The organism is Seohaeicola saemankumensis (assembly GCF_042678485.1).
In the GTDB taxonomy this organism is placed as follows: domain Bacteria; phylum Pseudomonadota; class Alphaproteobacteria; order Rhodobacterales; family Rhodobacteraceae; genus Seohaeicola; species Seohaeicola saemankumensis.
This window is the reverse complement of record NZ_JBHTKR010000006.1, coordinates 230729-243811: the sequence shown is the minus strand read 5'-3', so window position 1 is coordinate 243811 and position 13083 is coordinate 230729. Positions and strand designations below refer to the sequence as shown.

Annotated in this window: 9 protein-coding genes; 6 read left to right on the top strand and 3 right to left on the bottom strand. The window is 64.3% G+C overall.

All coding sequences use genetic code 11. The features are described from left to right. The first annotated feature begins 94 nt into the window (after positions 1–94). Together ACFQ3C_RS15905 and ntrX are read left to right on the top strand one after the other, a co-directional pair. Positions 95–2428 carry a sensor histidine kinase NtrY-like gene (locus ACFQ3C_RS15905; protein WP_380793816.1) on the top strand — a complete coding sequence of 778 codons (2334 nt, stop codon included), beginning with the start codon at positions 95–97 and terminating at the stop codon, positions 2426–2428. Beyond that, positions 2429–3853: a nitrogen assimilation response regulator NtrX gene (ntrX, locus tag ACFQ3C_RS15900; protein WP_380793814.1), complete on the top strand. Its 1425-nt coding sequence runs from the start codon at positions 2429–2431 to the stop codon at positions 3851–3853. A gap of 84 nt (positions 3854–3937) precedes the next feature. Here ntrX and ACFQ3C_RS15895 read toward each other — a convergent pair whose 3' ends face one another. Beyond that, positions 3938–4441, bottom strand: coding sequence for a hypothetical protein (locus ACFQ3C_RS15895; RefSeq protein WP_380793812.1), 504 nt, complete (start codon positions 4439–4441; stop codon positions 3938–3940). Between the two features lie 122 nt (positions 4442–4563). Here ACFQ3C_RS15895 and trkA point away from each other — a divergent pair, with 122 nt between their 5' ends. From trkA to hflX, 4 genes are all read left to right on the top strand, one after another. Beyond that, entirely contained in the window at positions 4564–5940 is a 1377-nt protein-coding gene (gene trkA, locus ACFQ3C_RS15890; RefSeq protein ID WP_380793810.1) for a Trk system potassium transporter TrkA, read from the top strand. Positions 5941–5952: 12 nt separating this feature from the next. Beyond that, positions 5953–7467: a potassium transporter TrkG gene (locus ACFQ3C_RS15885; protein WP_380793808.1), complete on the top strand. Its 1515-nt coding sequence runs from the start codon at positions 5953–5955 to the stop codon at positions 7465–7467. 173 nt (positions 7468–7640) lie between these two features. Continuing rightward, entirely contained in the window at positions 7641–7880 is a 240-nt protein-coding gene (hfq, locus tag ACFQ3C_RS15880; protein ID WP_068289798.1) for an RNA chaperone Hfq, read from the top strand. Further along, entirely contained in the window at positions 7880–9154 is a 1275-nt protein-coding gene (hflX, locus tag ACFQ3C_RS15875) for a GTPase HflX (RefSeq protein WP_380793805.1), read from the top strand. Before hfq ends, hflX begins: the two co-directional genes overlap by 1 nt. A 161-nt stretch (positions 9155–9315) precedes the next feature. Here the strand turns inward: hflX and ACFQ3C_RS15870 are convergent, their stop codons facing one another. Then, positions 9316–10293 carry a fatty acid desaturase gene (locus ACFQ3C_RS15870; RefSeq protein ID WP_380793803.1) on the bottom strand — a complete coding sequence of 326 codons (978 nt, stop codon included), beginning with the start codon at positions 10291–10293 and terminating at the stop codon, positions 9316–9318. A gap of 264 nt (positions 10294–10557) precedes the next feature. Beyond that, positions 10558–13035 carry a penicillin acylase family protein gene (locus ACFQ3C_RS15865; protein ID WP_380793801.1) on the bottom strand — a complete coding sequence of 826 codons (2478 nt, stop codon included), beginning with the start codon at positions 13033–13035 and terminating at the stop codon, positions 10558–10560. Positions 13036–13083: the final 48 nt, after the last annotated feature.

The following is a 13083-nucleotide window of genomic DNA, read 5'->3' as shown; positions in this document are numbered from 1 at the left end:
AACAGATAAGTGGCAGATTGGCCGAGGCGCCGATCTGCCCGATAAAAGCGGTCAGGCGCATCAGGCGCCGCATCAATCAGGACGGGGGCAACGGGTGATCACCCGGGCGCATGCACGCATCGACTGGAACAGGCTTGCGCGTCTGCGCCGCCTGAAAAAGGTGCAGAATGCCGCCACGCTTGGGCTGGTGTTGCTGGGACCTGTGCTGGCTGTCGCCACTTTCCTTGTTCTCGGGCCGCTTGACCAGGGCGCATCGGCGATCGGTTTGCGGCTGATCCTGCTGGTGGATCTGGTCTATGTGCTGGTCGTGGCGGCACTGGTCCTGCAAAAGGTCGCGGGGCTGATCGCGGCGCGGCGCGCGCGGTCTGCCGGATCGCAGCTGCATTTGCGGCTGACGGGCGTTTTCGCCCTGCTGGCGCTGATACCCACCGTATCGGTCGCGATTTTCGCGGGTCTGACGATCAACGTCGGTCTTGAGGGGTGGTTTTCCGACCGCGTGCGGCAGGTGGTGGGCAGTTCGCTGGCCGCCGCCGAAGCCTATGAGGAAGAGCATCGCCGCGATCTGACCGATGATGCGATGGCGCTTGCCGCCTATCTGGACAACAACCGGCGCAATACGTTCTTCATGGGGGATGGCGATGTGCGCCGCGTGCTGGCGACCGGTCAGGCGCAGATCCAGCGCGGCCTGCGAGAGGCCTATGTGATCGATGGCACCGGCGAGATCAGGGCGCGTGGCGAACGATCCTACCTGTTCGATTTCGAACCGCCGGGCGCCGAATCGATCATGGCCGCATCCGAAGGCGGCGTGCAGATCATCGAGGATTGGGACAGCAACGAGTTTCGCGCCCTGGTCCGGCTGGAAGAATTCGTCGATCGCTATCTCTACGTCAGCCGAGAGGTGGATGGAGAGCTTCTGAACCTGCTGGATGACACCAAGGAAACCGCGCGGTTCTATCAGCAGCTCGAGAATGAACGCGGGCGCGTCCTGTTCGAATTCGGCCTGGTCTACTTGGGGTTCGCGGTGATCCTGATCCTGGCCGCGGTCTGGCTGGGCATGTGGTTCGCCGAACGGCTGTCGCGCCCTGTCGGGCGGCTGACGGGCGCCGCGCAGCGGGTGGGTGCGGGCGATCTGGACGTGCAGGTGCCGGATGAGGCCGGCGATGACGAGATCGCGATGCTGGGCCGGTATTTCAACCAGATGACGCGGCAGCTGAAGGGCCAGCGCGACACGCTGCTGGACAATACCCGCCAGATCGAACGGCGGCGGCGCCTGTTCGATTCCGTGCTGAGCTCGGTGACATCCGGGGTTGTGGGCGTCGATGCCGAAGGGCGAGTGACCTTCGTGAACCGCTCTGCCGAACGGCTGCTGGACTGGCAGGAGGATCAGCAATCCGTGGCCCTGTCCGTGGCCGTGCCGGAGTTCGGGCCGCTGTTCGAACGCTTGCAGCAGGCGCAGGCGGAAACCGCGCAGGATGAGGTCAAGGTCAGCCGGTCCGGGCGGCTTGAGAACCTGCTGGTACGGATGTCGACCCGGCGCGGCGAAGAGGGGCGGCTTGAAGGCTATGTGGTCGCCTTTGACGATGTGTCCGATCTGGTCGCGGCGCAGCGGATGGCGGCCTGGGGCGATGTGGCCCGGCGCATCGCGCATGAGATCAAGAACCCGCTGACGCCGATCCAGCTGTCGGCAGAGCGTATCAAGCGGAAGTTCCGCAAGCATCTGGACGAGGCGACAGGCACCGATCTTGACCAGTTGACTGATGTGATTGTGCGCCAGACCAATGACTTGCGGCGCATTGTTGATGAGTTTTCGAAATTCGCCCGGATGCCGGAACCGGAACGGCGGCCGGAAAGCCTGACCGCGCTGGTGCGGGATGCGGTGCTGTTGCAGCAATCGGGGCAACCGGGCGTCGAGATCAGTGCCGATCTGGCCGACGACCCGCTGGCGGCCGAGGTGGATGCGACGATGATCCACCAGGCCCTGACCAACCTGATCAAGAACGCGGGCGAGGCGATCGAAACGCTTCAGGCCAAGGGCGCGCCAGAGGGGCACAAGCCGCAGGTGCGGATCACATCGGCGCGGGTCGGATCGCAGGCCGAAATCTGCATCATCGACAATGGGGTGGGCCTGCCCGAGGACCGGTCGCGCCTGTTCGAGCCCTACGTGACCACGCGCAGCGAAGGGACCGGCCTGGGCCTGCCCATCGTCAAGAAGATCATCGAGGAACATGGCGGCACCCTGTCACTGGAGGATGCGCCGTGTCTCGAGGGGCAGACATGGGCCGGAGCGATGGCCGTGATCCGCCTGCCGCTGGCGCAAAGCAGCGCCACGCGCCCGGATACAGAGGATGGAGCCGCGCCTGCGCCGGACGAGGGGCACAGCCCTGCCGTTCCCGCACGCGGACAAGGAAAACAGAGGAGTGGCAGATAGATGGGCGATATTCTTATTGTCGATGACGAGCGCGACATCCGCGAATTGATCTCGGATATCCTTGAGGATGAAGGGTTTGACACCCGTCTGGCCGGCAACTCGGACGAGGCGATGGCCGCCATCAACACCGAACCGCCCGCGCTGATGATTCTGGATATCTGGCTCAAGGACAGCCGGATGGACGGGATCGACATCCTCAAGACCGTCAAGCGCGACAACCCGGATGTGCCGGTTGTCATCATCTCGGGGCATGGCAACATCGAGATCGCCGTCGCGGCCATCAAGCAGGGGGCTTACGACTTCATCGAAAAGCCGTTCAACATCGACCAGCTTCTGGTCGTGATCCGCCGCGCGATGGAAACCAGCCGCCTGCGTCGCGAAAACAGCGAGCTGCGGCGCAAGGATGTGACGGCGGCCGAAATGGTCGGCGCATCAGGGGCTTACCGGGCGTTGATCAGCCAATTGGACAAGGTGACAAAGTCGAATGGCCGGGTCATGCTGACCGGCGCGCCGGGATCGGGCAAAGAGGTCGCCGCGCGCTACATCCATGCCAATTCAAACCGCGCGGGCGCGCCTTTCGTCACGGTGGGCTGTGCCTCGATCGAAGCCGACCGGATGGAGGAGGTGCTGTTCGGCCGGGAAAGCGCCGAACGCGGGGTCGAGCCGGGCTTGCTGGAACAGGCCCATGGTGGCGTGATCTATTTCGACGAGGTGGCGGACATGCCGTCCGGCACGCAGTCCAAGATCCTGCGGGTCCTGGTGGATCAGCAGTTCACGCGGCTTGGCGGATCCGACAAGGTGCGGGTCGATCTGCGGGTCATATCCTCGACCAACCGCAACCTCGAGACCGAGATCAAGGCGGGGCGGTTCCGGCAAGAGCTCTATCACCGGCTGAACGTGGTGCCGATCGCGGTGCCGCCGCTGGTGGACCGGCGCGAGGATATTCCCTTGCTGGCGCAGCATTTCATCGGGTTGTTCAACCGCACGCAGGGTCTGCCGCTGCGCCCGCTGAGCGATGAGGCCGTGGCCCTGATGCAGACGATGGACTGGCCCGGCAACGTGCGCCAGTTGCGTAACCTGATCGAACGCGTGCTGATCCTTGGCGAAGGCACCGGCCCGATCGAAGTGCGCGACCTGCCGTCCAGCGAGGACAAGCCCGCCGATGATGGGCGGGTCGTCTTGTCCGGCACGCTGGCCACGCTGCCGCTGCGCGAGGCGCGCGAGGCGTTCGAGCGCGAATATCTGCTGACCCAGATCAACCGCTTCGGTGGCAATATCAGCCGCACGGCGAATTTCGTCGGCATGGAACGCAGCGCGCTGCACCGCAAGCTGAAGTCGCTTGGCGTGGTGACATCGGGCAAGGCAGGCGGGCGCCTGGCGCAGATGGATGACGAGGTCGAGACGGCGGATGCCGACGAAGGCTGAGGGCGAGGGCTGACGGCGAGGGCTGACGGCGGGCCCCCAGCCCGCCTTCCGCCTGGCCCGGCTTCCGCCTGGCCCGCCTTCCGCCTAACCCGGTGTCACGATCTGCCAGGTGCCGTCACCATTGCGGATCGCGCAGGCATTGGGTGACAGGCGGGGCAGGATCGTCGTGGCGCCGGGAGGTGCGGCACGCTTGACGCCCTGCGAACAGGCCGGCAGTTCGACAAAGGCATAGCCCTGCGTCGCCATGCACTGGTTCAGCACACGCTGACGCAACGGCACATTGGCGTCCCAGGTCCGGATTTCGCCGCCGACACGGTCATAGACCACGGTACAATTGCCCGCGCTGTCGCAGATCTTGCGCGGCACGATGCGGATCGGATCGCGTTCGATCCGACGATCCACGGGCACGCGTTGCAGGGATTCGACCTCGCATGTGGTCAGGGTATCCTGCATTGCGGCAACGGTCGCGCCGGGTTTGTGATAGATCCCCAGCGGGGTGCAGGCGGCAAGGGCCAGCGCCGCAAGCGGCAGGGACAGTCGCCGCGCCTGGCGAAACGGGGTGAACAGGTAACGGGATAAAAGCGGCATGACGGGGCACCTTGGCATGGAGACAGCCCCAGTGTGATGCGGCCCGCGGGAAATGACAATTCAATTGACCATGATGGGGCTATCTGCCATCCAAGGGCCTCTGAAACCGGGGAAACGCAGGCATGAAAATCATCATCTGCGGCGCAGGGCAGGTGGGGTGGCAGATTGCCCGTCACCTTGCGGGCGAAAAGAACGACATCACGATCGTCGACAACAATCCCGACCTCGTGCGCCGGGCCACCACATCGCTTGATGTGCAGGGAATCGCGGGCTTTGCCAGCTACCCCGATGTGCTGGAACGGGCAGGGGCGCGCGATGCCGACATGATCATCGCGGCCACCTATTCCGATGAGGTCAACATGGTCACCTGTCAGGTGGCCCATTCGGTCTTCGCGATCCCGCGCAAGATCGCGCGGCTGCGTAGCCAGTCCTATCTGGATGCGATCTATTCCGATCTCTATCGCCGCGATCACATGCCCATCGACGTGGTGATCAGCCCCGAACGCGAAGTGGCTGAAGCCGCCTTGCAGCGTCTCTATTCACCCGCTGCCTTCGACACCGAGGTGTTTCTGGGCGGGCGCGCGCAATTGCTGGGCATCACCATCGAGGAAGACTGCCCCGTGGTGAACACGCCGCTGCGCCAGTTGACGGATCTGTTCTCGACCCTGCGCGCCATTGTCGTGGGGGTGCGGCGCGATGGCATCCTCTTTGCCCCCGAGGCCGAGGATCAGCTGTTCGTCGGGGATGACTGCTATGTCTTCACCGTCAACGAGGATATCCACCGCACACTGGAAATCTTCGGAAAGACCACCCGCAAGCAGGAACGCGTGGTGATCGTGGGCGGCGGCAACGTCGGGCTGGCCGTAGCCCGCGCGCTGGAGGAAGGCACCCAGAAGATCCGCGCCAAGATCATCGAGAAGAACCGCAAATCCGCCGAACGCGCCGCCGAGCTGCTGGAGCGTACGATCGTGCTGAATGGTGACGGTCTGGATGCGGCGCTGCTGGCCGAGGCGAATATCAGCCGGGCCGATGCGGTGCTCTGCGTGACCGATGACGACAAGACCAACATGCTGGCCGCCGTGCGGGCGAAATCCGAAGGCTGCCCGATGGCGATCGCCCTGATCAACGATCCGACCATGGTGCCGCTGATGGGGCCGCTGGGGATCGACGCCTATATCAACCCGCGCGCCACCACCGTGTCATCCATCCTGCGCCACATCCGTCACGGGCGTGTGCGCGGCGTCTATTCCATCGGCGATGCCGAGGCCGAGATGATCGAGGCCGAGGTGCTGTCAACCTCGCCCATGGCGGGCAAGAAGGTGCGTGACATTGATTTCCCCGAAGGCGTTCTTGTCGGCGGGCTGCTCAAGGGCAACCAGGTGATCAAGCCGAATTCCGATACCCGGATCGACGAGGGCGATATCGTCGCGATGTTCTGCCTGGCCAAGGATGTCCCCGAGGTCGAGAGGCTGTTGCAGGTCTCGATCGATTTCTTCTGAGGTCGGCCGGGTATGCGCGCGCGTCTTTTCGACCAACCGCTTCTGATCCTGCTGATCGGCATGGCGGGCCTGTCGATGTATCTGCCGGCGGCCCATGCCACCGTGCTGCAAAGCCATGCCGAGGCGCGCGCCTTCTTCTATGCCGGCACGCTGACCCTGACCATCGTGACGCTTGTGGCCATTGCCATGGCCGCGCAACCCCGCAGGCGCAGCTCCATGCGTAATCTCGCGGCTTTGGTGGCCGCCTATCTGCTCTTGCCGCTGATCCTTGCGGTGCCGTTTCACGAGGCGATCGGAACAACCTCCTATCTCAACAGCTATGTCGAGATGGTCTCGAGCCTGACGACGACGGGTGCCAGCCTGTTCGAACCGGGGCGTCTGTCGGACACCTTGCATCTGTGGCGCGGGATGGTGGGCTGGATGGGCGGTTTCCTGATCTGGGTCGCGGCCTCTGCGATCCTTGCGCCGCTGAACCTGGGCGGCTTCGAGGTCACGGCCATGGCCGAACCTGGCCAGGGTGAGACCCGTTTCAACCAGGGCGGGCTGGCCGATCCGCAGCAGCGCATCATCCGGGTGACGCGGCAGCTTTTGCCGATCTATACCGGGCTGACGCTGGCGCTGTGGATCCTGCTGCTGGTCCTGGGCGATCCGCCGCTTGTGGCGCTGATGCACGGGATGTCCGTGCTGGCCACCAGCGGCATCTCGCCCCTGGGCGGGGTCGAGGGGGCAGCCTCGGGCGTGCCGGGCGAAGCGGTGATCGCGCTGTTTCTGATGTTCGGCCTGTCGCGGCTGACCTTTTCATCCGACACGATCACCACGGCGCGGCGCGGCATCCAGCATGACCCCGAGTTTCGGCTTGGGATGACGATTGCCCTGGGCGTGACAATAATCCTGTTCATCCGCCATTACCTGGCCTCTTTCCAGGTCAGCGGAGAGACCGATCCCTTCGCGCCGCTCTATGCGCTCTGGGGCAGCCTGTTCACGATCCTGTCCTTTCTCACCACCAACGGCTTTGAAAGCGTGCATTGGGATGCCGCGCGGAGCTGGTCGGGGCTGGGCACATCCGGCATCATCCTGATGGGGTTGGCGATGATGGGGGGAGGTGTCGCGACAACGGCGGGCGGGGTCAAGCTGCTGAGGGTCTGGGCGCTGTACCTGCATGGCCTGCGCGAGATGGACCGCCTGGTGCATCCGTCCTCTATCGGGCATTCGCGGTCGGGCAGCAGCCGGATCGCCCGCAAGGGCGCGTTCTTCGCCTGGATCTTCTTCATGTTCTTCGCCATCTCGCTGATGGTGCTGATCCTGGGGTTCGCGGCGCTTGGCAGCAGTTTCGAGCAATCCATGGTGCTGGCGGTGGCGGCGCTGACCACCACGGGGCCGCTGATCTCGGCCAGCGCCGAGGTGCCGATCTCGCTGATCGGGCTGGCCGATGGGGCCAAGCTGCTGTTCTGCGCGGGCATGGTGCTGGGGCGGCTTGAACTGCTGGCCTTCATTTCCCTTCTGACCAGCGGTTTCTGGCGCGACTGACCGCCCCAGGCTGATGTCTGTTCCCATGCGCCCGGTTGCCGGGGCGGCATCTGCGGGCAGACGCGGGCATAAAGGGCTGATTTTTGACTGGAATCTTCGGCAACCGCAGATCATAGTGAACGGACAGGGACAAAGAACCGAATTGCGGTCACTGCAAGAACAAAGGCTTTCACATGGCTTCCGACAAACAGAACCTTCAGGATGCATTTCTGAACCACACGCGGAAAACCAAGATTCCCGTGACCATTTTCCTGATAAACGGTGTCAAGCTTCAGGGGGTCATTACCTGGTTCGACAATTTCTGCGTGCTGCTGCGCCGTGATGGCCAGTCTCAACTGGTCTACAAACACGCGATCTCGACGATCATGCCGTCGCAGCCGATCAACCTTTATGACGGTGAAGACACCAATTGATGGAACATGACCGGGTTGCCACCCGTGCCTGGGTGCTGCATCCCGAACTCAAATCCGAACAGGATCGCCGCGCGCCCGAGCACAAACTCGAGGAGGCGGTAGCCCTTGCCGCAGCACTTCCCGATCTCGCGGTCGTGGGGGCAGATGTCGTGCGCCTGCAGCGTCCGCATCCCGGCATGCTGTTCGGAAAAGGCAAGATCGCCGAGCTGAAAGACAAGTTCAAGGCGGCCGAGGTCGAACTGGTTCTGGTCGATGGCCCCGTGACGCCGGTGCAGCAGCGCAACCTTGAAAAGGAATGGAAGGTCAAGCTGCTGGATCGGACCGGCCTGATCCTCGAGATATTCTCGGATCGCGCGCGCACCAACGAAGGTGTGCTGCAGGTCGAGATGGCCGCCCTCAGCTATCAGCGCACGCGCCTTGTGCGGGCCTGGACCCACCTGGAGCGCCAGCGCGGCGGGCTGGGTTTCGTGGGCGGCCCCGGCGAAACCCAGATCGAGGCGGATCGCCGCGCCATCGACGAACAGCTCGTGCGCCTGCGCCGGCAACTTGACAAGGTGGTCAAGACGCGCACGCTGCATCGCGCCGCCCGCGCCAAGGTGCCTTATCCGGTCGTGGCGCTGGTGGGCTATACCAACGCCGGCAAGTCAACGCTGTTCAACCGGCTGACCGGGGCCGATGTGCTGGTCAAGGACATGCTATTTGCCACGCTCGATCCGACGATGCGATCCGTCAAACTGTCCGAAAACGGGCCCGAGATCATCCTGTCCGATACGGTGGGTTTCATCAGTGACCTGCCGACCGAGCTGGTCGCCGCCTTCCGCGCCACGCTGGAAGAGGTGCTGGGCGCGCATCTGATCGTGCATGTGCGCGATATCAGCCATCCCGACACCGAGGCGCAGGCGCGCGACGTGCGCGACATCCTCGCCTCGCTGGGGGTGCGTGAAGACGTGCCGACGATCGAGGTCTGGAACAAGATCGACCGGCTGGATCCGGCCGCGCGCGAGGCGGTTCTGGCCTCTGCCGCGCGTCATGAGCAGGTTCAGGCAATCTCGGCCGTGACCGGCGAAGGTGTCGATGCGCTGCTGGCCGCGATGACCGCCAAGCTCGAGACCGCGCGCCATCTGTCGACGATCAGCCTGACATTCGCCGAAGGGCGCAAGCGCGCCTGGCTGCATGAGCAGGGTGTGGTCGAGACCGAGACACAAACCGACGCGGGTTTTGACATGACCGTGCTCTGGACCGCGCGGCAGGAAAAGCGTTTCCGCGACATCTGAGCCGCCAGGCCCTGAGGCAAGGCCCGACACAAGATCAGTATCCGCGCGGCATTCGGAAAGCAGAAGGGGCACCCCGTAGCCAGGGCGCCCCTTTTTTCGTTTCTTCTTGCTTCAAATATCCATTCCGCCGGACCCGCGTGTGACGCGGGCGCGGATCTTGGTCATGCGGGCAGGTTGCGCTCCGCCTTGAACGAGATCAGCCGCCGATTGGTTTCGTCCCACAGGTGGAACTTCACGCAAGACAGGCTTTCGCGGAAACCAAGCCTTTGTGCCTGGGCCAGTTCGCCATGATCGCGCAGCACCTGGGGCAGCTTGTAATAGGGGATGCGCGCATAGAGGTGGTGCACGTGATGGATGCCGATATTGGCGGTGAACCAGCGGGCCAGGGGCGGCAGGTCGTAATGCGACGATCCGTGCAGGGCGGCGTCATGGATCTGCCAGTCGCTGTCGCCTTCCCAATAGGTCTCCTCGAACTGGTGCTGGATATAGAACAGCCACATGCCGATGGTCGCGGCCAGCAGGATGCTTGGCAGGAAGACCAACAGGATCGGCGCCCAGCCGGCATAGGCGTAAAGCCCGACCAGAAGGCCAAGGGTCGCAAGATTGGTGCCCATCGCGCTGACCCAGTACAGCCAGCCCGAAGACATCAAGCCGTAGGGGATACGGTTCTGCAACAGGAACAGATAGCCCGGTCCAAGGCCGAACAGCACCACGGGATGACGATACAGCCGATAGACAAAGCGTTCCCAGCGGCTGGCGGCCCGATACTCGGCCACGGTCATGGTATGCACATCGCCCAGGCCGCGCTTGTCCAGGTTCCCGGTGCTGGAATGATGCGCGGAGTGTGTGCGCCGCCAGACATCGTAGGGGGTCATGGTGAAGACGCCCAGCAGGCGGCCGACCCAGTCCCCGACACGCTTGTCGGTGAAAAACGCACCATGACCGCAGTCATGCTGGATCAGGAACAGCCGCAGCACGAAGGCCGCATTGGCAAGGCCCAGCACGAAGGCCAGGGTATAGCTGAAGGACAGCGCCCAGAGTGCCAGGGCCCAGATCCCGACGAAGGGCAGGACGCTGACAGCCACCTCGAATGCGCTGCGCGCAGGGTCGGGTTCGCGGTAGCGTGCGAGGATTCTCACCCATTCCTGCGCGCTGCGTGCAGGGCTAGCATCTGTGTTGGCGGAGGGCGCGGACGCGACGAAAGTCGCAGTAGAAGCGGGGCGGGCGGCGTCATTCAGACGCTGGACGGGCGCATTCATCGAAGGGATAGGTCTCTTTATTGTCGTTTCTCTTGCCTGTTGCCAGTGGTCCTAAAGCAGAAAGCCCCACGAGTCGAGGACGCATCGCATCACATCCTTGCCAACATGCCGCAGGCGCGCGCCGCGGCAGGCGGGCAAAGCGGATCAGCGCGGTTGCAGCACGGTCACGCCGACGGCGGCCGCGCGGGCCAGATCCTCGTCCAGCGACATGGGAATGTATTCGCCGCGGCGCCACAATTCTCCCAGGTCGTCATAATGGCGCGACAGGAAGTGACCCGATTGCCCGGTCGATGTGACAAAGACCGAACTGTCCGGATCGGCGAAATCATAGACCCCGCGATACCCCGCGCCATGCACGTTCAGAAAGGGATCGTTGCCCTTGCCCGATGTGCGCCCGCGCAGCAGTGTCTGATCGCCGCCGCTGGTGGACTGGCGGATGTTCACGAAATACCGCAGCAGCGGCACCTCGCCCAGCGCGGGATGGTCATGGGTCGCCTGATGTGCATCGCCCCAGCGCAGCGCCTCGATCTGGGGGCCGTAACGCTCCTCGATCCAGATCAGCGCATCGTCCAGGGCCAGGCGCGCCATGTCGGTGCAGGTTTCGACCGGTGCGCTCTGGATCACGTCGCACCAGGCCGAGGCGCCGTCGACATCGCGGTAGACGCGTTCGATGAACAGCGGCTCGACATGGGTGAACTCGTCCGCCAGCGGGCCGATGTCATCGCGGATCAGCCGGTCCTGAAGCGCCCGCAACCAGGCGGCATAGATCAGGGGTTCGGGCAGATGCTCGTTCATCTCGCCGTTCCAGTTGGCCAGCAGATCCAGCGCGCGCTGGCGTTGCCGGGTGCGCGTGCCCTCTGGCGCCGCCGATCCGGTGAACCACAGATCAGCCGCCACCAGTGACAGCAGCGATTGCGCGGTCACGCTGACCGTGTCCAGCTGGGCTTCGATGAAACTGTCGCGGGTATGCACCTCGCGCATCTGCATCAGCCTCTGCCAGCGCTGCACGCGCTGGCTGTCGCCCCAGACGTGGCTGACGTTCAGCGGGAAGGGGCGGTTGACGATCTTGTTGTTCGTATTGCCCAGGATACCGCCCTGCGGATTGACGAATTCGGGATTGGAATCATAAGGCAGCGCACCTTGCCAGCGATTGCTGGCGATCCATCCGGGGCTGGGGATGCGCCCCTGGCTCTGGTGCTGGGCGTCGCGCCGCGGGGCCAGTCCGATGGTTTTCAACGCGATCTGCACACCGTCGACCAGGGTCAGGTTCTGCGAGGGGGCGATGAACCCTTCGCCCGCGGTCAGCGCCTCCTGCACGGTGCTGGCATACATCAGCGCCAGGCCCGCGCTCATGGTGGTGTCGGCCGGAGTCAGCGCGGTCCAGGCCAGGCTGGCCACATGCCCCGGCGGTGTGATGGACCCCAGGTTGGCATGGCTGCCAGGCAGCACGGGGCCGTTTTCGGTCCAGCGCAGGGTCAGGGTCACGGGGGGCGCGCCCTTGATGTTCACGATCGAGGGGCGCGTCTCAAAGGTCTTGTACCCCTCGGGGGTCAGGTATTCCTCGGGATTGTCGGGGTTGAGCTGTTCGATGAACAGATCCTGATCATCCAGGTAGGACGAGGTGATGCCCCAGCCCAGATCCTCGGACCGGCCCGACAGCACGATGGGAATGCCGGGGATTGTGCCGCCGATCACGCCACCCGCCGACAATTCCATCCGTGCCAGATACCAGATCGTGGGGGCGCTGAAGCCCAGATGCGGGTCCGAGGCCAGCAGCGTGCCGCCATTGGCCGAGCGCTGCCCCGCCGCCGCCCAGGCGTTCGACGCGCCGGCCATCTCGAAACTGTGAAACGGGGAAAGCCGGTCGGCGGGCATCTCGCCCGTCATGGCAAAGCGCGGCAGATCGGCCTCGAACAGGTTGGCATAGGAGGGCAGGGCCGCCACGCCGCTGCCCGGCGCATCGGGCAAAATATCAACCAGCCGCGCCGGATCGGGCAGCGCCAGAGAGGTGCGCGCGCGCTTGATCTCGGCGGCCATATGGCCCGACAGCTGCAAGGCCATCAGCTTGATCATAGCGATGGAATCCGCGGGCTGCCAGGGCGCCACGGGGGCGTTGAACAGGAACATCTCGGGCGCGCCGCGCCCCAATGCGCCCTCATTGATCTCGGCCAGGCGGGCGTTGACGCCATTGGCATAGGCCACAAGCGCCGCGGCGGTGCGGGTATCCTGCACCTCGACCGATCGCTGGGCCAGCGTGTAAAGATCCAGCCGCCGGATCAGCGTGTCGATGGGCAGGGTGCGGGGGCCGAAAATCTCGGACAGGCGCCCCTGCACCGTGCGGCGCATGGTCATCATCTGCCACAGCCGGTCCTGTGCATGGGCATAGCCCAGACCATAGAACACATCCGCATCGCTGGCTCCGAAGATATGGGGCACATTGGCATTGTCGCGCACGATCTCGACCGCGGCCGCAGGCTGCGCGACCCCCTCGGGGATCGTGACGACACGGTCGTAATCCGGCAAGGAACGGCTGGCAAACCAGTAGACCAGCGCGATGCCGGCCACCGCCAGGATGATCAGCCCCCCGGCAATCCGCAGCAACCACTGGATGACCCGCACCATTCTGAAACCACCCTTGCCCCTTGCATTCCGCCCGTTAGCTAGACACAA

Bases quoted from the DNA above. Each gene is read 5' to 3' on its own strand.
- ntrX (WP_380793814.1), top strand. From the start codon at position 2,429: ATGGGCGATATTCTTATTGTCGATGACGAGCGCGACATCCGCGAATTG.
- trkA (WP_380793810.1), top strand. From the start codon at position 4,564: ATGAAAATCATCATCTGCGGCGCAGGGCAGGTGGGGTGGCAGATTGCC.
- ACFQ3C_RS15885 (WP_380793808.1), top strand. From the start codon at position 5,953: ATGCGCGCGCGTCTTTTCGACCAACCGCTTCTGATCCTGCTGATCGGC.
- ACFQ3C_RS15895 (WP_380793812.1), bottom strand. From the start codon at position 4,441: ATGCCGCTTTTATCCCGTTACCTGTTCACCCCGTTTCGCCAGGCGCGG.
- hfq (WP_068289798.1), top strand. From the start codon at position 7,641: ATGGCTTCCGACAAACAGAACCTTCAGGATGCATTTCTGAACCACACG.
- ACFQ3C_RS15865 (WP_380793801.1), bottom strand. From the start codon at position 13,035: ATGGTGCGGGTCATCCAGTGGTTGCTGCGGATTGCCGGGGGGCTGATC.
- hflX (WP_380793805.1), top strand. From the start codon at position 7,880: ATGGAACATGACCGGGTTGCCACCCGTGCCTGGGTGCTGCATCCCGAA.